Origin of the sequence: Actinoallomurus soli, from assembly GCF_024055715.1 — a bacterium.
GTDB lineage: Bacteria > Actinomycetota > Actinomycetes > Streptosporangiales > Streptosporangiaceae > Actinoallomurus > Actinoallomurus soli.
Genome location: NZ_JAMXMV010000009.1, coordinates 278,233 through 297,501, shown reverse-complemented (window position 1 = coordinate 297,501; position 19,269 = coordinate 278,233). Strand labels below are relative to the sequence as shown.

General features: G+C 71.9%; 16 protein-coding genes. 6 read left to right on the top strand and 10 right to left on the bottom strand.

Annotation, left to right across the window (positions count from 1 at the left end):
- Together NDW01_RS23700 and NDW01_RS23695 are read left to right on the top strand one after the other, a co-directional pair.
- Entirely contained in the window at nt 1-270 is a 270-nt protein-coding gene (locus NDW01_RS23700) for an acyl carrier protein (RefSeq protein WP_252823467.1), read from the top strand.
- Between the two features lie 48 nt (nt 271-318).
- Nucleotides 319-2,070 (top strand): ABC transporter ATP-binding protein, encoded by a 1,752-nt coding sequence (locus NDW01_RS23695; protein ID WP_305883805.1) that lies wholly within the window; start codon nt 319-321, stop codon nt 2,068-2,070.
- Nucleotides 2,071-2,120: 50 nt separating this feature from the next.
- Here NDW01_RS23695 and NDW01_RS23690 read toward each other — a convergent pair whose 3' ends face one another.
- Nucleotides 2,121-3,707, bottom strand: a complete 1,587-nt coding sequence (locus tag NDW01_RS23690) for an acyl-CoA carboxylase subunit beta (protein WP_454923422.1) — start codon at nt 3,705-3,707, stop codon at nt 2,121-2,123.
- Nucleotides 3,708-3,849: 142 nt separating this feature from the next.
- On the opposite strand from NDW01_RS23690, the gene NDW01_RS23685 reads away from it, so the two are divergent.
- The 4 genes from NDW01_RS23685 to NDW01_RS23670 all read left to right on the top strand — a co-directional run bounded on the left by NDW01_RS23685 (nt 3,850) and on the right by NDW01_RS23670 (nt 7,329).
- Nucleotides 3,850-4,716: a helix-turn-helix transcriptional regulator gene (locus NDW01_RS23685; protein WP_308211767.1), complete on the top strand. Its 867-nt coding sequence runs from the start codon at nt 3,850-3,852 to the stop codon at nt 4,714-4,716.
- A gap of 23 nt (nt 4,717-4,739) precedes the next feature.
- On the top strand, nt 4,740-5,174 hold the full coding sequence (locus NDW01_RS23680; RefSeq protein ID WP_252823464.1) for a carboxymuconolactone decarboxylase family protein: 435 nt from the start codon (nt 4,740-4,742) through the stop codon (nt 5,172-5,174).
- Between the two features lie 31 nt (nt 5,175-5,205).
- Nucleotides 5,206-5,874 (top strand): sulfotransferase family protein, encoded by a 669-nt coding sequence (locus tag NDW01_RS23675; RefSeq protein WP_308211766.1) that lies wholly within the window; start codon nt 5,206-5,208, stop codon nt 5,872-5,874.
- A gap of 138 nt (nt 5,875-6,012) precedes the next feature.
- Nucleotides 6,013-7,329, top strand: a complete 1,317-nt coding sequence (locus NDW01_RS23670; RefSeq protein ID WP_252823463.1) for an MFS transporter — start codon at nt 6,013-6,015, stop codon at nt 7,327-7,329.
- 36 nt (nt 7,330-7,365) lie between these two features.
- Here NDW01_RS23670 and NDW01_RS23665 read toward each other — a convergent pair whose 3' ends face one another.
- The 9 genes from NDW01_RS23665 to NDW01_RS23625 all read right to left on the bottom strand — a co-directional run bounded on the left by NDW01_RS23665 (nt 7,366) and on the right by NDW01_RS23625 (nt 18,993).
- The gene (locus NDW01_RS23665; protein ID WP_252823462.1) at nt 7,366-8,124 is read right to left on the bottom strand and encodes a phytanoyl-CoA dioxygenase family protein; all 759 of its coding nucleotides are present in this window, start codon (nt 8,122-8,124) and stop codon (nt 7,366-7,368) included.
- Nucleotides 8,121-9,146, bottom strand: coding sequence for a threonine aldolase family protein (locus NDW01_RS23660; RefSeq protein ID WP_252823461.1), 1,026 nt, complete (start codon nt 9,144-9,146; stop codon nt 8,121-8,123). The genes NDW01_RS23665 and NDW01_RS23660 overlap by 4 nt, the downstream gene beginning before the upstream one ends.
- Nucleotides 9,147-9,154: 8 nt before the next feature.
- Nucleotides 9,155-10,603, bottom strand: a complete 1,449-nt coding sequence (locus tag NDW01_RS23655; protein WP_252823460.1) for an aldehyde dehydrogenase family protein — start codon at nt 10,601-10,603, stop codon at nt 9,155-9,157.
- Between the two features lie 50 nt (nt 10,604-10,653).
- On the bottom strand, nt 10,654-11,706 hold the full coding sequence (locus tag NDW01_RS23650) for a hypothetical protein (protein WP_252823459.1): 1,053 nt from the start codon (nt 11,704-11,706) through the stop codon (nt 10,654-10,656).
- Nucleotides 11,681-13,522, bottom strand: a complete 1,842-nt coding sequence (gene asnB / locus NDW01_RS23645) for an asparagine synthase (glutamine-hydrolyzing) (RefSeq protein ID WP_252823458.1) — start codon at nt 13,520-13,522, stop codon at nt 11,681-11,683. Before asnB ends, NDW01_RS23650 begins: the two co-directional genes overlap by 26 nt.
- Complete coding sequence (locus tag NDW01_RS23640) at nt 13,510-14,532, bottom strand: alpha/beta hydrolase-fold protein (RefSeq protein ID WP_252823457.1); 1,023 nt, start codon at nt 14,530-14,532, stop codon at nt 13,510-13,512. Before NDW01_RS23640 ends, asnB begins: the two co-directional genes overlap by 13 nt.
- A complete protein-coding gene (locus NDW01_RS23635; RefSeq protein WP_252823456.1) occupies nt 14,529-15,893 on the bottom strand; it encodes an MBL fold metallo-hydrolase in 1,365 nt (454 codons plus the stop codon). Before NDW01_RS23635 ends, NDW01_RS23640 begins: the two co-directional genes overlap by 4 nt.
- 4 nt (nt 15,894-15,897) lie before the next feature.
- Nucleotides 15,898-17,244 carry a formylglycine-generating enzyme family protein gene (locus NDW01_RS23630; RefSeq protein ID WP_252823455.1) on the bottom strand — a complete coding sequence of 449 codons (1,347 nt, stop codon included), beginning with the start codon at nt 17,242-17,244 and terminating at the stop codon, nt 15,898-15,900.
- A 621-nt stretch (nt 17,245-17,865) separates the two neighbouring features.
- The gene (locus NDW01_RS23625) at nt 17,866-18,993 is read right to left on the bottom strand and encodes an MFS transporter (RefSeq protein WP_252823454.1); all 1,128 of its coding nucleotides are present in this window, start codon (nt 18,991-18,993) and stop codon (nt 17,866-17,868) included.
- Nucleotides 18,994-19,269 lie beyond the last annotated feature (276 nt).

The following is a 19,269-nucleotide window of genomic DNA, read 5'->3' as shown; positions in this document are numbered from 1 at the left end:
ATGGCATCCGGTGAATTCACCGTTCAGGACCTCAAGCGCATCCTCCACGAGGCCGCCGGCGAGAGTGACGGCGCCGACGTCGACGTCGGCACCATGGACACCGAGTTCATCGAGCTCGGCTATGAGTCCCTGGCGCTGCTGGAGACCGGTAGCCGGATCGAGCGGGAGTTCGGCATCACGCTGGACGACTCGACGCTGTTCGACTCGCCCACCCCTCGAGCCCTGATCGAGGCCGTCAACGCGCAGCTCACCGTGCAGGAAGCCTCGTAGGGTCCTGTGACTACCGCCGAATCGACTACCGCCGACCCCCGTGTGCCGATGCGGCGCATCTTCCGGCTGTTCCGCCCGTACCGGTGGAGCCTGCTGTCCGTCGCCATCTTCGTCGGCGCCTCATCGCTCGTCTCCCTCGTCAACCCGTTCATGATCCGCGAGATCATGGACGTGGCCCTGCCCCGGGGGCGGACGGGTCTGCTGACCCTGCTCGCGCTCGGCATGATCGTCGTCGCGGTCGCCAACAGTGCGTTCAGCGTCTGGCAGACCTACGTGTCCACCAAGGTCGGCCAGTCGGTCATGCACGACCTGCGCACCGCGGTCTACTCGCATCTGCAACGCATGTCGCTGGCCTTCTTCACCCGGACCCGCACCGGCGAGGTGCAGTCGCGCATCGCCAACGACATCGGCGGCATGCAGGCCACGGTCACGACCACCGCGACGACGCTGGTGTCCAACCTGACCACCGCGATCGCCACGCTCATCGCCATGGTCGTCCTCGACTGGCGGCTCACGATCGCGTCGATGGTGATCATGCCGATCTTCCTCTGGATCAGCCGCCGCATCGGCGCCGAACGCCGTCGCATCACCCGTGACCGTCAGCGGCAACTCGCCACGATCGCCTCGATCGTGCAGGAGTCGCTGTCGGTGAGCGGCATCCTGCTCGGCCACAGCATGGGCCGGTCCCGATCGCTGACCGGCGCCTTCGCCGACGAGTCCGGCAAGGTCGCCGATCTGGAGGTCCGCTCCAGCATGGCGGGCCGCTGGAGCCAGTCGATGATCAACATCGTGCTGGCCTCGATGCCCGCGGTGATCTACTGGGTGACCGGGCTGACCGGCCGCGGCGACGACATGGCGATCTCCCTCGGCACGCTGGTCGCGTTCACCACCCTGCAGCAGCAGCTGTTCCGGCCGGCGGTCCAGCTCCTGAGCGTCGGGGTGGAGATCCAGAGTTCCCTCGAGCTGTTCGGCCGGATCTTCGAGTACCTCGACCTGCCCGTCGACATCGCCGAGCCGGATCACCCCAGGGATCCCGTCCCCCTGCGCGGGGACGTGCGCCTGCAGGACGTCCGGTTCGTCTACGCCGGCGCGGAACGGCCCGCGCTGAGCGGCATCGACGTGACCGTCCCCGCCGGGCACAGCCTCGCCATCGTCGGCGAGACCGGGTCCGGCAAGACCACTCTCAGTTACCTCATCCCGCGGCTGTACGACGTGTCGTCCGGCCGCGTCACGATCGACGGCACGGACGTACGGGACATGTCCTTCGGCGCGCTCGCCGCCGCGGTCGGCCTGGTCTCCCAGGAGACCTACCTGTTCCACGCCTCGGTCGCCGAGAACCTGCGGTTCGCCAAGCCCGACGCGACCGATGAGGAGCTGTTCGCGGCCGCGAAGGTCGCCCAGATCCACGACCACCTGACGTCTCTGCCCGACGGCTACGACACGGTCGTCGGGGAGCGCGGCTACCGGTTCTCCGGCGGGGAGAAGCAGCGCCTGGCGATCGCCCGCGCGGTCCTGCGCGACCCGCCCATCCTCGTCCTGGACGAGGCGACCAGCGCCCTCGACACGCAGACCGAGCGGGCCGTGCAGGAGGCGATCGACGCGGCGAGCGCCGGCCGTACCACGATCACGATCGCGCACCGGCTGTCCACGATCCGGCACGCCGACGAGATCATCGTGCTGGAGCGCGGTCAGATCGCCGAACGCGGCACCCATGACGAGCTGCTCGCCCTCGGCGGCCGGTACGCGGCGCTGGTCAACCGCGACGCCGACCTGGTCGAAGCCGCCCGGCGGACGGCCTGACCCCTGACACGACGCGGACCGGCTCCCCGGCCTCCGGGCCGGGGAGCGCGTCACGCCGGGGGATTCCCGTGCTTGCGCGGCATCAGCTCCGGCCGCTTCTCGCTGAGCAGGTCGAGCGCCCGGATGACCATGACCCGCGTGTCCGCGGGATCGATCACGTCGTCGACCAGGCCCCTCTCCGGCGAGTAGTACGGGTGCATGAGTTCTTCGGTGTACTCGGTGATGAGCTGTGACCTGAGCGCCTCGGGATCGTCGGCGGCGGCCAGCTCCTTGCGGTAGATCACTCCGACCGCGGCTTCGGCGCCCATCACGGCGATCTCATTGATCGGCCAGGCGAAGGACAGGTCCGCTCCGATGGACCGCGAGTCCATCACGATGTACGCACCGCCGTAGGCCTTGCGGAGGATCACCTGCACCCGCGGGACGGTGGCGTTGCAGTACGCGTACAGCAGCTTGGCCCCGTGCCTGATGATCCCCTGATGCTCCTGGTCCACGCCGGGCAGGAAGCCGGGCACGTCGACGAGCGTGACCAGCGGGATGCTGAACGCGTCGCACATCTGCACGAACCGGGCACCCTTCTGGGAGGCGTCGATGTCGAGGACCCCCGCGCGGACGACCGGCTGGTTGGCCAGGATGCCGACCGTCCGGCCGCCAAGGCGCGTCAGCGCGCAGACGAGGTTCTGGGCCCAGTGCTCGTGGACCTCCATGAACTCGCCGTCGTCCGCGATCTCCGTGATCACCTCGCGGATGTCGTAGGGGATCTTCGGGTTCGCCGGCACGATGTCGGCGAGCCGGGGGCATCGCCGGTCCGGCGGGTCGCCGGTCTCGCAGAGGGGGGAGAGGTCGTGGCTGTTGGACGGCAGCAGCGACAGGAGGTAGCGGACGTCGTCCAGGCAGGCCGCCTCGTCGTCGTAGACGAAGGTCGCGACGCCGGAGGTGGCCGCGTGCACCTGTGCGCCGCCCAGCTCCTCGTGCGTGACCGACTCGCCCGTCACGGTCTTGATGACGTCCGGTCCGGTGATGAACATGTGCGAGGTCTCGCGGACCATGAAGGTGAAGTCGGTGAGCGCCGGTGAGTACGCCGCGCCGCCGGCGCACGGTCCCAGCACGATGCTGATCTGAGGGATCACGCCGGAGGCGCGGACGTTGCGGCGGAAGATCCCGCCGTAGCCGGCCAGCGCGGTGACGCCCTCCTGGATGCGCGCGCCGCCGCTGTCGTTCAGCGCGATGAGCGGGGCGCCGGCGGCGATGGCCAGATCCATCACCTTGTGGATCTTCGCGGCGTGCTCCTCGCCGAGTGAGCCGCCGAAGACGCGGAAGTCCTGGGCGTAGGCGAAGACCCGGCGGCCGTGTACGGTGCCGGCGCCGGCGACGACCCCGTCGGTGAACGGTCCCGCGGGTCCCGCGCCGGCCGTCCGCCGCCGGAACAGGTCGAGTTCGGTGAAGGAACCGCTGTCGAGCAGGTGCTCGAGCCGTTGTCTGGCGGTCAGTTTCCCCTTCGCGTGCTGGCGTTCGGTGGCCAGCTCATCCCCTTTGACCGCCCGCTCGCGGATCTCCAGCAGGCGGCGGACGTGGTCTCTGGTCGTCGCCGCGTGCCGCGCGGATTCCGGCACCGGATCGGAAGGCTGTTCGCTCATGGTCATGCGTTCTTCTCCTACGGCGGGGCTTCGGCGATCTCTTAGCGTGCGCCGATCGCCCGACGCATCCATCTCGTAGCTTGCCCTCCGGGCGCGTCCCGAGCGCTGCTCGACCTGACCGCGACGCACGCGGGCCACTCTGATGGCCGGTACGGAATGCAGTGAGGTGACTATGGACAGCGCAATTGAAAGGGCGATCGAGTGTATCTGGGAGCGCTACAGTGAGCCGTTGTCGCTGACGGAGATCGCGGAGAGCGCTCTGCTCAGCCGCTTCTACTTCGCCCGCCTTTTCAGGGACACGATCGGAATCACTCCCTGCCGGTTCCTCGCGGCGATCCGCATCCACCAGGCCAAGCGGCTGCTGCTGAACACCTCTATGAGCATAACCGACATATCATCCGCGGTCGGATATAACAGCCTGGGTTCGTTCACGAACTATTTCACGGCGAGTGTCGGCGTCTCTCCCGGCCGGTTCCGCCGTCTGTCGCGGACCGGGGGATTCGACCTGCCCGGCCCGCAGCCGGATCCGCGCACCGGGGTCGGCGCGGTCGCGGGGACGATCAGCCTGCCGGAGGGCCACGGGAACGCGCGCGTGTACGTGGGCGCCTTCCGGACGCCCATCGTCCAGCACCCGTCGGCCGCCGCCGTCATCGTCGACGTGCCCAGCGGCCGTCCGTCCTGCTACCACCTGCCGGACGTTCCCGAAGGCACCTGGTTCGTGCACGCGGTCGGAGTGGCCGACGGCGTCGGCCCCGACCCGTGGGACGACCGGACCACGCTCATCGGCGGTCGCGACGCGGTGACGGTGACCGCGGACAGCGTCACGAGCGCCGCGGTGCGCCTGCGCCGCGGCCGGCCGGCCGACCCGCCCGTCCTGCTCGCGCTGCCCGACCTCGAGCCTCCGCCTCCCCTCGCGGCGGTCGCCGGGTGCCCCGCCATCACCCCCCGCCCCGTCTCGGCCGGCCACCGCCGGGCCGCCGGATTTCATCTGCGCCATTCCGTCAGTTGAACACGTCTTCCGGGAGGAAACCCATGTCACCACGGATGACCAACCCGTCGCTGGTCGTTCCCGACGCCCTGCCCCCCCTTCTCGAACTCACCAAGGTCATCGGCAAGGTCGGCCTGCCGCAGCGAACGCTCGACCTCATCCGCCTGCGCGTCAGCCAGATCAACGGGCGTCCCATCCGCCTCGCGGAAGGGGAGACGGACGAACGTCTGCTCAAGGCGGCGGAGTGGCGGGAGGCGTCCTGCTTCGGCGACGCCGAGCGCGCCGCGCTGGCGCTGTCCGAAGTGCTCACCCGCATCAGCGACCGGGCGGAGGACCCCGTGCCGGACGAGGTCTGGCTGGAGGCCGCCCGTCACTACACCGAGCAGGAACTCGGCGCGGTGGTCATACAGATCGGACTGGTCAATCTCTGGAATCGCATCAACGTCGCCACTCGCGAGGTACCGGGCGATCTAAGCTGAGGACGAAAGGGACGAGGAAAGGGACATCGCCTTGTTGAAGCTCATCAACGCGGGGCTGGGCAGGACGGGTACGACCTCGCTGAAGGTGGCGCTGGAACGGCTCGGATACGGGCCGTGTTACCACATGTTCGACATCGTGGGCAGCGAAGAGCGTCTCGGGCAGTGGGAAAAGATCGTCTGCGACGGGCAACCGCCCGATTGGAAAGCCGTCTTCGACGGCTACACCTCCGCCGTGGACGGGCCCAGCGCCATCTACTACCGGCAGCTCATGGAGGCGTTCCCCGAGGCCAAGATGATCCTCACGGTCCGCGACGCCGAGCGCTGGTATCGGAGCACCTACGACACGCTCTACCAATTCGCCCTGAAAAGCGAGGAGAACCCTCCGCCGGCCGGTTCCCGGCCGGCGCGGACGTACCGCGTGACCGACACCATGACCTGGAGCGGCCTCTTCGACGGCCGGTTCTCCGACAAGGAGCACGCGATCGAGGTATTCCACCGGCACAACCAGGAGGTCATTCGCAATGTCGGCGCGGACAACCTCCTGGTGTACGACGTGAAGCAGGGCTGGGAACCGCTGTGCGCCTATCTGGGGGTCGATGTGCCCTCTGAGGAATTCCCGCATGCCAACGACTCCGCTTCCATGCAGAACTTCCTTCGCCAGGGTTTCGGCGTGGCGGGCCCCGCGGCGGCCGGACGCTGAGGCGAGACGCTCGTCGGCTCCCTGCCCGCCCTCACCGGCCCTGCCGACCGCCGTACTCCGAGCCGGTAAGCTCCCGATGATCAGGAGCCCGGAGGTCGGGTTCCGGCGCGCGGTGAGCGAGGCGGAGGCCACCAGCCGATGACGTTGAGCGGGCGGAGCGGGCGTCTTCGCCGGCTGGTGCCCGAGGGCTACGCCCGCTGCCTGGCCGACCGGGACTTCCGCCGGATGCAGCCCGGCTTCCTGGTCTCCTTCATCGGCGACGGGATGAGCCTGCTGGGCGTCGCCTGGCTGGCCATCCGGCTCGCCTCGCCCGCCGACCGGGCCACCGTGACCGGGCTCGCCGTCGCGGCCTACTCGCTGCCGGGGGCGATCGGGTCGATCGCGCTGGGACGCTGGCTGAGCTCACGCGACGCCCGCAGCCTCATCCTCCTGGACTCGGTGCTGCGCGGGATCGTCTTCACGCTGATCCCGGTGCTGCAGTGGGCGGGGCTGCTGGACGCCACCACCTACATCATCCTGCTCGCGTCGTCCTCACTGCTGCACGCCTGGGGCATCGCCGGGCGGCAGACCTTCGTCGCCGAGTGCCTGCCGCCGGAGAGCCGCCTGGCGGGCAACTCGATGATCGCCGGCGAGGAGCAGTTCTCCTACATCGCGGGCCCGCCCCTCGCGGGCGCCGTGGCGTCGGTGCTCGGCCCCGGCGCCGTGCTGCTGTGCGACGCGCTCAGCTACGCCTTCATGACCCTGACGGTCGTACGCGTACGCGTGCGGGGCACGGTGGGCCGCCGGCCGCCGATCCCGCTGCGCCGGACCGTACGGACCTTCGCCCACCGTCCCGCGCTGGTGGGCCTGCTGGCGCTCAGCTACCTGTTCTACCTGCTCTACGGGCCGGTCGAGGTGGCGGTCCCGGTGTTCGTCGCCGACCACCTGGGCGGGGACCCGACGACGCTCGGCTGGATCTGGGGCGCGTTCGGGGCCGGAGCGGTGACCGGCACGGTGATCACCGGAGCGCTGCGCCGCCTGCCGCTGTGGCCGGCCACGCTCGCCATCGTCGCCGGCTGGGGTCTGGCGATGCTCCCCCTGGCGGCGTTCGGCACCCTCGCCGCGGGGATCGCGGGCTTCGCCGTGGGCGGGCTGATCTACGCCCCGTACGGCCCGCTGTCGGTCACCCTCATGCAGCGGGAGGCGCCCCCGGACGAGCTGGTGAGCCTGAGCGCGTTCCGCAGCGCCATCCTGGTCTCGGCGACCCCGCTCGGCGCGGCGCTGGGAGGGCGGCTGGTGGCCGACCTGGGCTCGGGGGGCACCCTGCTGCTCTCCGGCCTCTCGACGGTCGGGCTCGCCGTCCTGGGCGCGGCCTGCGTCCTGCCGGCACGGCTCGGCGGCCGCGCCCGGAGCGGGGGGCTCCAGGACGGCCCGGCCCCCTACGACGGGCACGCCACCGCCGTCACCCCGGAGTGACCGCCGGGAGCGGCGCCCGGCTCCGTCCTGCGGGATTCAGTTGCCGTCGCGCGGGAGCGCGTAGACGAAGCTGATGGCCCGCCGGGGAGTCCCCGCGCTGTTGGGGGCCGACCGGTGCACGATCCGGCCGTCGAACATCACCGCCGAGCCCGGGGCCAGCGGCACCCGTACGGGCGTGGAGTCCGCCGGTAGCGCGGCCGCGTCGATGTGCGGCTCGACCGGGCGTTCCAGGCGCGGCCCGTCGCCGGTGCGCTCCTCGTCGCCGACGTGGGGGAGGAGCCCGCCGCGGTGCGAGCCGGGGTAGAACTCCAGGCAGCCGTTCTCCCGTGTCGCGGGATCGATCGCCACCCACACGGTGACGACGTTGCCGTGCCGGTCGGTGAACCCGTCGGGGGCGAAGGCCATGTCCTGGTGCCACGGCTTCTCCGAGCCCACCCGCGCCGGTTTCGCCCAGAGGAAGGTGTTGATGAGCTCCACCGGCGTTCCCACCGCGGGTTCCACGTGCTTGCCCGGCAGGCCCAGGTCCGCGGCGATCCGGACGAGCTCGGGCCGGTGGACGTGGACCCGGCTGACCGACCGCAGGGTGCCGGGCACCGCGGCGGTCCCCTGCTGCCACGCCACCCAGCCGCCGACCCCCTCGGCCTCCAGCACGAAGTCGTCGGTGGATCGCGTCATCTCGGCGGCCGCCGCCTCCAGGCCGGCGACGACGGCCCGCAGCCGGCCGAGGCCGGCCGCGTCCGCCAGCCCGTTCAGGACGACGTAGCCTTCGGTCCGCAGTTCGTCGATCGGGTTCATATCTTCCCTCCGGGAAAGACCGCGGCGATCCGCTCGGCGGCCCGCTCGATGTCGGTGTCGGAGTGCTCGCGGTGCACCACCAGCCGTACGAGGTCGGCGGTGATCGGCAGCCCCAGGACCCCGGCGCCGGCCAGCCGTTCGAGCGCCTTCTCGGCGGGGACGCCGGGGACCCGGAACAACGCCATGTTCGTCGGCCGGGGGATGGCGGACGGCTCGACGCCCGCGACGCCGGCCAGCGCCGCGCGTAGCGCGGCGGCCCGGCGGTGGTCCTCGGCCAGGTCGGGGAGACGGTCCAGCGCGACCAGGCCGGCGGCCGCCAGCACCCCGGCCTGATGGAGCGTTCCGCCGATCATCCGGCGGAAGTAACGCGCCTCCTGGATCAGCTCGGCCGGACCGCACAGCAGGGATCCGGCCGGCGCGCCGAGCCCCTTGCACAGCGAGAACGACACGGTGTCGGCGACGGCGGCCAGCTCCGCGGGGCTGCGGCCGAGGGCGACGGCGGCGTTGGCCAGGCGGGCGCCGTCGAGGTGCACCGCGGCTCCGGCGCTCCGGGCCGGAGCGGCCTGCCGGCGCAGGGACGCCTCGTCGAGGGCGTTGCCGCCGTACCGGTTGCTGGTGTTCTCGAGCCAGAGGAGGGACGGGCGGGCCCCCTCGGCCAGCGCGGCGGTCACGGCGTCCTCGTCGAGCTCGCCGTGCGGGTCCGGCACGGTGTGGATCCGCGCGCGGGCGAGCACGCGCGCGCCGTCGTTCTCGTGGTGGAGCAGGTGCGACTGCGCCCCGGCCACGACCGACCCTCCGCCGGCGCCGGCACCGGTGAGGACCGCGAGCAGGTTGCTCATGGTCCCTCCGGCGGTGAACAGCGCCGCCTTGGCGCCGAGCAGGTCGGCGACCCGTTCCTCCAGCTCCGCGACGGTCGGATCGTCGCCGAAGCTGTCGTCGCCGACCTCCGCCCGCGCCATCGCGGCGCGCATCCGGGAGTCCGGCCTCGTCCTCGTGTCACTGCGCAGGTCGATGACGTGCACGCCGCCGCCTAACCGTGCGCCAGGAAGACGGCCCGGGTGGCGGTGTACTGCTCCCGCGCGTGCTCGCCGAGCTCTCTGCCGTAGCCGGACAGGCCGATGCCGCCCACGCTGATGTGCTCCTCGGTGTCACCGTAGGTGTTGATCCACACCATCCCGGCACGGAGGGCTCCGGCGGCGCGGTGCGCCTGGTGGAGGTCGCGGGTCCACAGGGACGCGGCGAGACCGAACCGCGTGTCGGCGGCGAGCCGGAGCGCCTCGTCCGCCGAAGGGGCGTCGATGACCGGGAGCACCGGCCCGAAGACCTCCTCCCGGGCGATCGGCATGTCCGGGCGCACGCCGTCCAGGACGACCGGAGCGACGTAGTAGCCGCCGCCGGACGGTTCGGCGCCGCGCGGTTCGACGACGCGTGCGCCGGCCGTCAGGGCCCGGTCGACCTGCCGCGCCCAGTGGTCCCGTGCCTCCGCGCTGACCAGCGGCCCCAGCTCGGTGCCGGGGTCGAAGGCCGGGCCGATCCGCCTGGCGGCCGCGGCCCGGGCCACCCGCTCGACGAACGCCTCGCGCACCGGGCTCTCGACGATGAGCCGCCCGGCGGCCACGCACATCTGGCCCGTGTTGCCGGTGAACCCCTCGACCAGCGCCGCCGCGGCCGCGTCCAGGTCCGCGTCGGCGAGCACCACGAACGGGCTCACCCCGCCGAGCTCCAGCGAGACCGGCTTGATCCCCTCGGCGCACAGGGCCGCGACGTCGCGGCCCGCGGCGGTGGATCCGGTGAAGGAGACCGCCGCCACGTCGGGGTGCCGGCACAGCAGCCGGCCCGTCTCCGGACCGCCCGTCACGACGGCCAGGACGCCCGGCGGCAGGCCGGCGTCGTGCGCCAGCTCCGCGAACCGCAGCGCCGACAGCGGCGTCTCCTCCGCCGGTTTCAGGATGACGGTGTTGCCGTACGCCAGCGCCGCGGCGAGCTTCCAGACCGACAGGAGCAGCGGGTAGTTCGACGGCGCGATCGCCGCGCAGACGCCGAGCGGGGTGCGGTCGGTGTAGGCGAGCGTGCCCCCGGCCGACGGATTGAGCTCGCCGGTCGGCCGCATCGGCGTGCCGGCGAAATAGCGCAGGGTGCGGACGGCGAAGGTCATCTCGCCGCGGGCCTGGGCGAGCGGCTTGCCGGAGTTCAGCGCCTCCAGCTCCGTGAGCTCGTCCGTGGCCCGGTCGACCTGGTCCGCGAGCGCGAGCAGGACGTCCTGCCGGTCCCGCGGATGGCATCCGGCCCACGCCGGGAACGCCCGCACCGCCTCTGCGACGGCCGCGGCGACCTCATCGGCGGACGCCTCGGCGAACTCGGCGATCGGCGTGCCGTACGACGGGTCGTACAGCACCCGGGACGGTCCCCGCGCCTTCTCGATCCGGCCGCGTACGGCCACACCGCCGATCCGGTCCAGCAGGCCGGGACGCGGGGTCATCCTGTCTCACCTCCGGGTAGAGCGGATCGGGACTTCTCGTCTCGGGGACGTCAGGGCATCGCCGCGGCGAGCGCGTCGAGGAACCACGCGCGGTCCAGGCCGACCCCGGTGCTGCTGAGGAGGGTCGCCTCGACGTCGCCGTGGGCGTACACGGCCTGGAAGGGGCCGTACCGCTCGTCGATCCAGCCGAGCTGGACATCGACGCCGCCGACGCGGACGGTGTCCCGCTCACCGGGCTGGTCCTCAGGCTCGGACGGGACGCGCAGGCTGCCCCGGCCGCGCTTCTGGGCGATCACCCGCAGCTCGCGGCCCCGCTCCGGGCGGCCCGAGTAGACGGCCTCGACGTCCTCGCGGCCCTGGTCGTCGACGAACCGTGCCGCGCTGTCCAGGTCCAGCCCGCCCAGCGCGGGCGGCAGGCCCAGCTCCGTGACGAGGCGTTCGGCCTCCGCGCCGGTCGACCACCGGCTCTCGTGCGAGCGCCGGCGGCGGAAGGTCCACAGCCCCACCGGGACGTTGACGGCGGCGGCGTCCGCGCGGCGCGCCCAGTAGCTCAGCGCGGCGAACGGCGTCGCGGCGAACTCGGCGGCGACCGCGGGGTCGGCCGGCCGCATCGCCCGGTAGAGGTCGAGGATCTCCTCCTCGGCGAACGTCCCCGACAGCACGGAGAGCTCCACCGTCGTACGGTCGAGCCGGGCCGACGCGGCGGCGTTCTTCAGATAGTCCGTGCCGAACCACACGACGTGGCGGTCGTCGACCGGAGCCGCGTGGGTCCGGCTCTCCCAGAGGCAGGGGTGGTCGAGGGCGGGGAAGGCCCAGTCGTACAGGAACTCCTTGACCCGCAGCCGCCGGCCGTCCCCGGCGATCTCGAACCGGTAGGCGGCGGGGTTGTTGTCGCTCCACGGAGTGTGACCCGAGAGGTGCTCCTCGAGCCGGCCCGGCGGAGCCTCCTTACGGAGGGTGCCCGTCAGCAGCTCGCACCCGGCCGGCAGACGTTCGGGGGTCCACACGACGAAATTGCACCACTCCTGTGCCTGTTCCGGCGGCACCGCCGACGGCCGTGCCGGGAGTTCCGCGGCGTCAGCGAGGGCCCGATGCTTCCACACGCCCTTGACCTCCTTGTCGATGGGAAGAGACTCGAATCGGGGCCGGGTCGGCCGGCCGCACGCGGAGCCCGTCGAGCCAGACGCGGGCCGAGAACAGGAACATCAGCTCCCCGATGCCCAGTTCGTCGAAGAGGGCTCCGTCCAGCCGCAGATCGTAGGGCAGCCCGGTGTCGCGGACCAGGGCGACGAGCCGGTCGCGGAAGGCCGGGTCGCCCGGTGACGGGAACCCCTTCTTCGGCCGGTTCAGGACGCCGTCCGGCAGCAGGTGCCGCACCGCCTGCTTGAGGAAGGGCTTGACCGTGCCCGGCCCCTCCCGGTTCTTCACGTGCTCGGGCATGCCGAAGGCGATCTCCGCGAGCGTGACGTCCTGGAAGGACGGCCGGTCCTCCAGGGAGAACGCCGACGAGCACGCGTCCACCATCTCGTTGACGTAGACGAGGAACCGGCGCATGAGGTGGTGACGGCCGCGCTTGTGCGGATCGAGCGTCTCCAGCTCGCGGTACGGGGCGAGGGTGCGCTCCCACACCAGGTCGGTGATGTCCCGTTCCGCCACGCCGAGCTGCCCGGCCAGGGCGTCGAGCATGCGGTGCCAGCCGGGCCGCTCGTCCCGGTAGAGGCGGGTTCGCAGGTAGTGCTCGCCGTGCGTGTCGAGCGGGCGCGCCGGATCGGCGATCGGGAAGTAGCGGCCCTCCTGGTATCCCCACAGCTCGTCGGAGCCGTGCCCGGAGAACACCACGGTCCGCCGGTCCGCGGCGATGCGCTCGTACGTGCGGAACAGCGCGAGCTCGGCGCCGTGCAGGAACGGGCGCTGCAGGTGCGGCGCGAGCCGCGTGGCGAGCGCGGCGACGTCATCGACCCGGATGTCGCACAGGACGGGTTCGCGGCCGCCGAGGCGCGCCACCTCCACCGCGTAGGGCACGTCCTCGTTCTGGCCCTCGTCGGCGCCCTCGTAGCGGACGACGTACGGCGCGACGTCGCAGTCGAGGCGGCGCAGGGCTCCGAAGACCGCCGAGGAGTCGACGCCGCCGCTGACCACGGCCGCCATCGGGACGTCCGACGGCCGGCGCATCGCCACCGCCTCGTGGAACGCCGCCCGCAGGACCTCCGGCGCGATCGGCTCCTCCGCCGCCACGGGCGCCCAGTACCGCCGCCGCCGCACCGAGCCGTCGCGCAGGTCGACCACGAGGGTGTGCGCGGGCTCCAGCGAGTGGACGCCGGCGATCCAGGTTCCGTCGTCCACCGCGTCCATCCGGACGTACGCGCGGTGCAGGAACGTGAGCGGCTCGACCCGGGCGTCCAGCAGGCCGGAGGCCAGCAGCGCGCCGATCTCCGAGGCGAACAGGAGCCCGCCGTCGACCCGCGCCCACACCAGCGGTTTCACGCCGAAGTGGTCACGGGCCAGCACCAGCCGGTCGGTGCGCCGGTCGTGCCACGCCGCCGCGAACATGCCGTCGAGGCCGGGGAGCGCGGCCTCGGACCGCTCGTAGACGATCCGCAGGAACTCCTCGGTGTCGCAGCCGCCGCGCAGCGGCCATGGCGGAGTACCCGCGGGGTTCCGGTCGCGGTAGAGCTCTCCGTTGTAGACGAGCGTGACCTGACCGTCGGGGCTGTGCATGGGCTGGTCGCCGGCGTCGCTGAGGTCCCGTACGGCCAGCCGGGTGGCGCCGAGCACGACCCGGCCGTCGGCCGAGACGTGGACGCCGTCGCCGTCCGGGCCGCGGTGCCGCAGCGCCGCGGTCATCCGCGCGCCGAGCGCGGCGAGCCGGTCCCGGTCGCGCGGTCCGTCGAGGCTGACGAAGCCCGCTATTCCGCACATGACGCGCTCCAGTGCCGCCCGAGCAGGGACAGGGACCGCGCGAACCGGTGCTCGATCCCGTGATGGCCGCCGCCGTGCTCCTCGAACGTGTGCGGCACGCCGGCGTCCGTCAGCGCCGCGTCCAGGGCCCGCACGCCCCAGCGCATCCCGTACTCGTCGCGGCTCCCGACGTCGAGGAAGAAGGAGCCGAGTTCCCGGAGCGCCGGCGCCCGCCGGGCGGCGAGACGCACCGGGTCGTGGGACAGCCAGGCGCTCCAGACGTCGTCGCGGAACCGCCCGGTGTCCGGATCGCAGACGAACGCGGCGGCGGGGTCGGACACTCCTTCAGGGGCGTAGCAGACGCCCATGGCGACCAGGCTCATCGCGACCATGAACGCGGCGTCGAAGGGCCCCTCGTAGCCGGGACCCGTCAGCGTGCCGATCCCGCCGCGCTCCCGCAGCGTGTCCAGGACACGGGGCAGCAGCGACAAGTAGCAGTGCTCGAAGCCCGCGTCGGGCGTGTGCGCGATCACGTGCCCGAACACCCCCGGCCGGAGGGCCGCGGCCATGACGGCTCCGTAACCGCCGCTCGACTTGCCCATCACCGCGCGGCCCCGTGCCGCCCGCACGGTCGGGAACCGCTCGTCGACCGCCGGGACGATCTCGTCGAGCAGGTACCGCTGGTAGGGCCCGCACATCGGCGAGTCGAGGTACTGCGAGCCGCCGTACCGGGTCGTGCAGTCCGGGAGCACGACGTACGACGGCGGCAGCCGTCCCGCGTCGACCAGGCCGCCGACGATTCCGGTGAGCCCGTCGCCGAGCACGTGGTCGGCGAGGAGGCCGCGCCCGCGCGAGCCGTACCCGCTGAGGAGGTACACCACGGGCAATGGGCGCTCCGACGGCTCCCGCGGGGCGAGCACCAGGATCTCGCGGCGGTGCGGGTCGCCGAGGGGGTTGCCGGCGAGCAGGGCGCTCTCGTGCTCGATCGTGACGACGGTGTAGCCGCTCCGGCGGCGCACGTCCGCCGTCATCGGCCGCTCCCCGCCAGCGCGGCGTTCACGTGCCGGACGTACCACCGGGGATCGTGGAAGACGGCGGACAGCACCGCGTCGTTGCTCGCCCACAGGGCGTACGAGCTGCCGAACAGCAGTTCGGCGTCGAAGAGCGCCTGCAGCGTGGAGCCGGCGATCCGGGTGTACCCCTCGCCGCCGTCGCTCTCCCCGCCGAACGGCAGGACGCGCCCGCCGGCGAAGTCGAGCACGAAGTGCCGGGTGGTGCCGGTGTCCTCGGTGACGCTGAGAACGTGGCCGTCGCCGTCGTCCACCGCGCGGTACCACAGCTCGGTGCCGACGAGGTGGTCCATGAGCCGGCCCACCAGCTCACCGGTGGGCTCCCGCTGGGCGCCGACACGGTCGTGCTCGGGGGAGAAGGCCGGGATCTTCGCGTCGGGGTCGAGCGTCACCTCCTCGAAGACGGAGGCGAAGTCGTACCGGCTCTCGGAGAGGGTGGCCCGCCCGCCGGCGACCTCCAGCGTCTGCCCGGGTCCCCACAGCGCGCCGGGCCGCCCGGTCTCCTTCAGCCGTTCGAGCGCCTGCCAGGGGGTGAACGGGAAGATCGCCTTGTTGCACCAGGAGAACTCGCCGTTCTCCCCGCCGACGCGCCATCCGAACGAGGACGGGATGGTCAGCCCCGCGTCGACGGTCGCGACCCAGCGGTCGAAGTTGGCGCGCGCCCGCGCCCGCACGTCCTCGACCCCGCTCAGCGGGCGGCGCTCGGTGAGCACCCCCGGCGGCGCGATGCTGTGCGCCGGGATGAGGGCGACGTCGACGCGGGGGGCGTCCGGACCGGCGAACCACGCCTGGGTGTCGGGGTGCAGCATGGCGTCGCCGCAGAGCATCACCGTGGCGTCGGGGCCCTCCAGGAGAAGGGGCATCTCGGGGAAGGGCACGCGGGAGACCGACGTGCGCAGCCGCGTGTCGCCGAGCTGCACGGTGTCGCCCGGCTGGACGGCCGTCGAGCGGGTGAAGCCGAGCCGGCGCAGCGTCCAGCCGATCGCCTGATGACCGAGGCCGGAGGCGGTCGGCCGCGGCCGGCCGGGACGCCGGGGCCAGACGCAGTGCGTCTCGGCGGCGCGCGCGGGCATCTCGTCGAAGTCCACCTCCGGGTCGTCCGACAGAAGCCGGAGGCTCGGGAAGTGGTGGTGGTCGAAGTGGTGGTGGCTGAACACGATGTGGTCGACCCCGCCGTCCAGGACGTCGAGCAGCCCGTCCGGCATGGCGGGCCAGCGCTCCCAGAAGCGGTCGAGTCTCGGCGTCAGCCAGGGATCGACCAGGATCCGCTCGGATCCCGTCTCGACCAGCACCGCGGCGTGGCCGAACGTGGTCAGTCGCATCCTGTCAGCTCTCCACCGGGTACACGCAGCGGAACCCGATCTCGTTGTGCTTGTCGGTCAGCAGGTCCTTGCCGCGGTAGTAGGTCGTCAGGCAGACCGGCGGGGAGGTCCACGTGCCGCCGCGCAGGACGTAGAACGCCTCCCGGCGGTTCATGAACTCGACCGGGCGCAGGTGCCGGAAGAACGGGTCCATGTCCGTCCGGGTGAAGAAGTTGGTGCGGGTCATCTCCCAGACGTTGCCCGCCATGTGGAGGAGGCCGTACGGGCTGGCGCCCTCCGGCAGGCTGTCCGCCGGCAGCACCGGCCGCTTCGGCACGTCCGTCGCCGTGACCTTCACGAGGAGGCTCTCGAGGTCCGCCAGATCGTGGACCTCGGCCTCGAAGGCGCGCTCGACGTAATTGGCGCGCGCGGGGTCCCAGTCGTTCCCCCAGGGGAAGACCCGCCCGTCGGTGCCGCGCGCGGCCTTCTCCCACTGGGCCTCGCTGGGCAGGCGGCCGCCCGCCCACTTGGCGAACGCCCACGCGTCGTACCAGTCGATGCCGACGACCGGCATCCCGGGCGCGTTGAAGCGCGGGTCGTGCCAGTGGACGGGCCGGTGGTCGGGGCGCTCCGGCTGGTCGGGATGGTCGAAGTCGGTGCTGTCGCCGATGTCCTCGAGGAAGCGCGCGTAACGCTCGTTCGTGACCGCGGTCCGGTCGATGAGGAAGGCGGGCAGTTCGGCCGCGCGCAGCGGGTTGTCGGTGTCGTTCATCTGGAACGGGCCGATCTCGCTCACGGTCGCTCCCGCGACGAACGGACCGGCCGGTACGAGGACGACGTCGTCGACGGTGCGCGGGCGGACCTCGGCCGCCTTGCGGAGCACCTCGCCGAAGTGCTCGTTCTCCAGCGCGCGCAGCTCGTCGGGGTCCTCGCTGCCGAAGATGGAGATCAGGGCGCGCTTGGTGAAGGCGGCGCCGCAGCCGACCGGCTTGCGGGCGTACCCCGGCTTCGTGAAGTTGCTCGGCCAGCCGGAGATCCGGATGAGGTCGCGCGCCGCGAGCGCGATGCGCTGCTCGCCGCACACCCGGATGGAGGTGAAGGCGACCCAGTCCACCTCGTCGTGGGTGGCGGCCGCGATGGCCTCCTGGGCTGCGGGCCGGTCGGCGAACCGAGCGCCGAGGATCCGCACGCACGCGGCGCGCACCGGCCACTCCGGGTGCCGCCGGGACAGGTCGCAAAGCCGGTCGAGGTCGGCGGAACGGTCCAGCTCCGCCGTGATCCGTTCGATGCCGCGCCAGTACGCCTCGTCGCTGCTGCCGTCGACCGTCAGAGAGCCGACGTCACCGCCGGAGAGGTCCTCCGCTGGCTCCATGCGCCGTCTTTCCTTCCGTGGAGTGGGCCCGCTCGGGTGGGGCGGTGTCACCCGCGGCGCGATGGCCGCGGATGACACCGTGGAGTCAGTGAAGGCTCACCACTTGGTGACCTCCTCGTCCTCACGCGTCTCCAGGAACTGAGCGTCCGTCATGTCTTCCACCTCCTTTCCGTCTCGTCGTGATATAGGACGACCTTCCGGCGAATCGGCAAGCCGGATCCACCGGAGAATGGGCGTCCTGGGCACACTGGGACTGATCGGCCCGTGGATTATTCGGTCGCGCGGTGAATGGCTGGGGAATTGCAGATGAACGCTGCTCGATTGACGGATCTATCGGTCTCGTACGGCGAGAGAGGAATCGATCGCTTCGAGTAGGCCTCCGGTGCGGGAATCGAGCAACGTCAGCACCCAACGTTTCGACACGGTAAGAGGTGAGATGTCCGCTGTCAATGGACCGAAATCATTCCTATTTCGGAATAACGGCCATCCCTAACCCGGGAAGGGGAGAGGGTGCAGGTATGTCGGGATTCAGTGCTGTCGCGAGGAACATGACCGCAAGTGCATGCAAGGGGCGCCATGGCCGATTCCGGACGTTCCGCTCCGGCCGCCCCGGTGCGGCCGTCAGCGGGCGCGACGGCCGAGCCACGGCGCCGCCGTGACCAGCACCGTGACCGCGACGACCGCCAGCACGGCGACGAGCGGGCCCGCCAGGTCCGACAGCAGGCCGACGGTCAGGATCGACACGATGACGCCGGCGGGCAGCAGCGTGGCGCGGAGCGTCACCACGACCGGGACCTCCTCCGGCCGGGCCTGGGCCAGCAGCCGGTTGTTGTAGGCCACGTAGGCGACCTCGAAGAGGACCAGGAAGATCAGGTATCCGGCCAGTGTGGGGCCCACGCGGGCGATCGCGATCGCGGCGGCCAGGGGCGCCATCGGCGCGATCGCCCAGACCTCCGCCGGTATCCGGGTGAGGCGCCGCTGCGCCGACAGCGCCGCGAACGATCCGGCGAAGATGGCGACGGCCGACAGCGCGACGAACACGCCGACGAGGGAGGTCCCGCCGCCGAGCACGTCGCGCGGGACGACGTTCACGGCGACCGTGTGGAACCCCTGCCAGAACGCCACCAGCATGAACAGCGAGAACAGGCGCCGCAGGGCCGGATCCTCAAGCCGCAGGCGGCGCGGCCGTTCCTGCGCCGCGCCCTCCTCGCCCGCGCCGGGCCCGGCCTTCGGCAGCGTGGCGGCGAGCAGCAGGGAGCCGCACAACGTGAGCGCGCCCAGGGCGAAGAAGGCGTGCAGGCCCAGCGGCCCGCTCAGCGGGCCCGCGACGGCCGCCCCGGCGCTCGTGCCGGCGAGCTTGCCGATCTCGGCGAACGTGTTCGCGCGGTTCAGCCGCTGCGCGTCGACGATCCGGCGTAGCAGGACGGAGGTCGCCGAGCGGGTCATCGCCTCGAAGAAACCGCGGGCGAGCACGACGGACACCGCGACGACGACCAGCGTGGTGCCCGAGACCGGCAGCATGGCGAGCGACGCGGTGAGAAGGAGGCTGGTGGCCTCGGCGATCCGCACGAGGCGCCCCGGCTCGCGCTCGCCCAGGACGCGGTTGAGGAACGGCGCCAGGATCAGGGCGGGCAGCCAGGGGGCGCTCAGCACCCCACCCGCGAGCAGACCCGAGCCGGTGGCGTCGCTCACCGCGGTGGAAAGCCGCAGCAGGACGAAAAAGCTTCCCAGCGTATTGACGAAAAGCACCGCAGGTACGGTATATACCACCCATACGGACATTCGGTCACGCGCCGGCGAACGGCCTCCCGCCCCGTTCGAGAGATGGCGCCGCACTTTGGCCAGATGTGTGAAGACCATGACTTTGTTAATGTCTACCTGCTTCTAGGGCGCCGCGTCTAGTTATCACAGGAGGGCGAGGGTGTGGCAGCAGCGTATCGTTTGGGTCTGCTCGTAATCGTCGGATCACTGGCCGCCTGCAGCACGAATTCGGGTAGTGCGAAAACGGCGGATGGGGGTGTCCGT

What these genes read in the sequence shown, in the direction of transcription:
- NDW01_RS23700 (WP_252823467.1), top strand. Translation starts at nt 1, where the DNA reads ATGGCATCCGGTGAATTCACCGTTCAGGACCTCAAGCGCATCCTCCAC.
- NDW01_RS23695 (WP_305883805.1), top strand. Translation starts at nt 319, where the DNA reads ATGCGGCGCATCTTCCGGCTGTTCCGCCCGTACCGGTGGAGCCTGCTG.
- NDW01_RS23690 (WP_454923422.1), bottom strand. Translation starts at nt 3,707, where the DNA reads ATGAGCGAACAGCCTTCCGATCCGGTGCCGGAATCCGCGCGGCACGCG.
- NDW01_RS23685 (WP_308211767.1), top strand. Translation starts at nt 3,850, where the DNA reads ATGGCCGGTACGGAATGCAGTGAGGTGACTATGGACAGCGCAATTGAA.
- NDW01_RS23680 (WP_252823464.1), top strand. Translation starts at nt 4,740, where the DNA reads ATGTCACCACGGATGACCAACCCGTCGCTGGTCGTTCCCGACGCCCTG.
- NDW01_RS23670 (WP_252823463.1), top strand. Translation starts at nt 6,013, where the DNA reads ATGACGTTGAGCGGGCGGAGCGGGCGTCTTCGCCGGCTGGTGCCCGAG.
- NDW01_RS23665 (WP_252823462.1), bottom strand. Translation starts at nt 8,124, where the DNA reads ATGAACCCGATCGACGAACTGCGGACCGAAGGCTACGTCGTCCTGAAC.
- NDW01_RS23655 (WP_252823460.1), bottom strand. Translation starts at nt 10,603, where the DNA reads ATGACCCCGCGTCCCGGCCTGCTGGACCGGATCGGCGGTGTGGCCGTA.
- asnB (WP_252823458.1), bottom strand. Translation starts at nt 13,522, where the DNA reads ATGTGCGGAATAGCGGGCTTCGTCAGCCTCGACGGACCGCGCGACCGG.
- NDW01_RS23640 (WP_252823457.1), bottom strand. Translation starts at nt 14,532, where the DNA reads ATGACGGCGGACGTGCGCCGCCGGAGCGGCTACACCGTCGTCACGATC.
- NDW01_RS23635 (WP_252823456.1), bottom strand. Translation starts at nt 15,893, where the DNA reads ATGCGACTGACCACGTTCGGCCACGCCGCGGTGCTGGTCGAGACGGGA.
- NDW01_RS23630 (WP_252823455.1), bottom strand. Translation starts at nt 17,244, where the DNA reads ATGGAGCCAGCGGAGGACCTCTCCGGCGGTGACGTCGGCTCTCTGACG.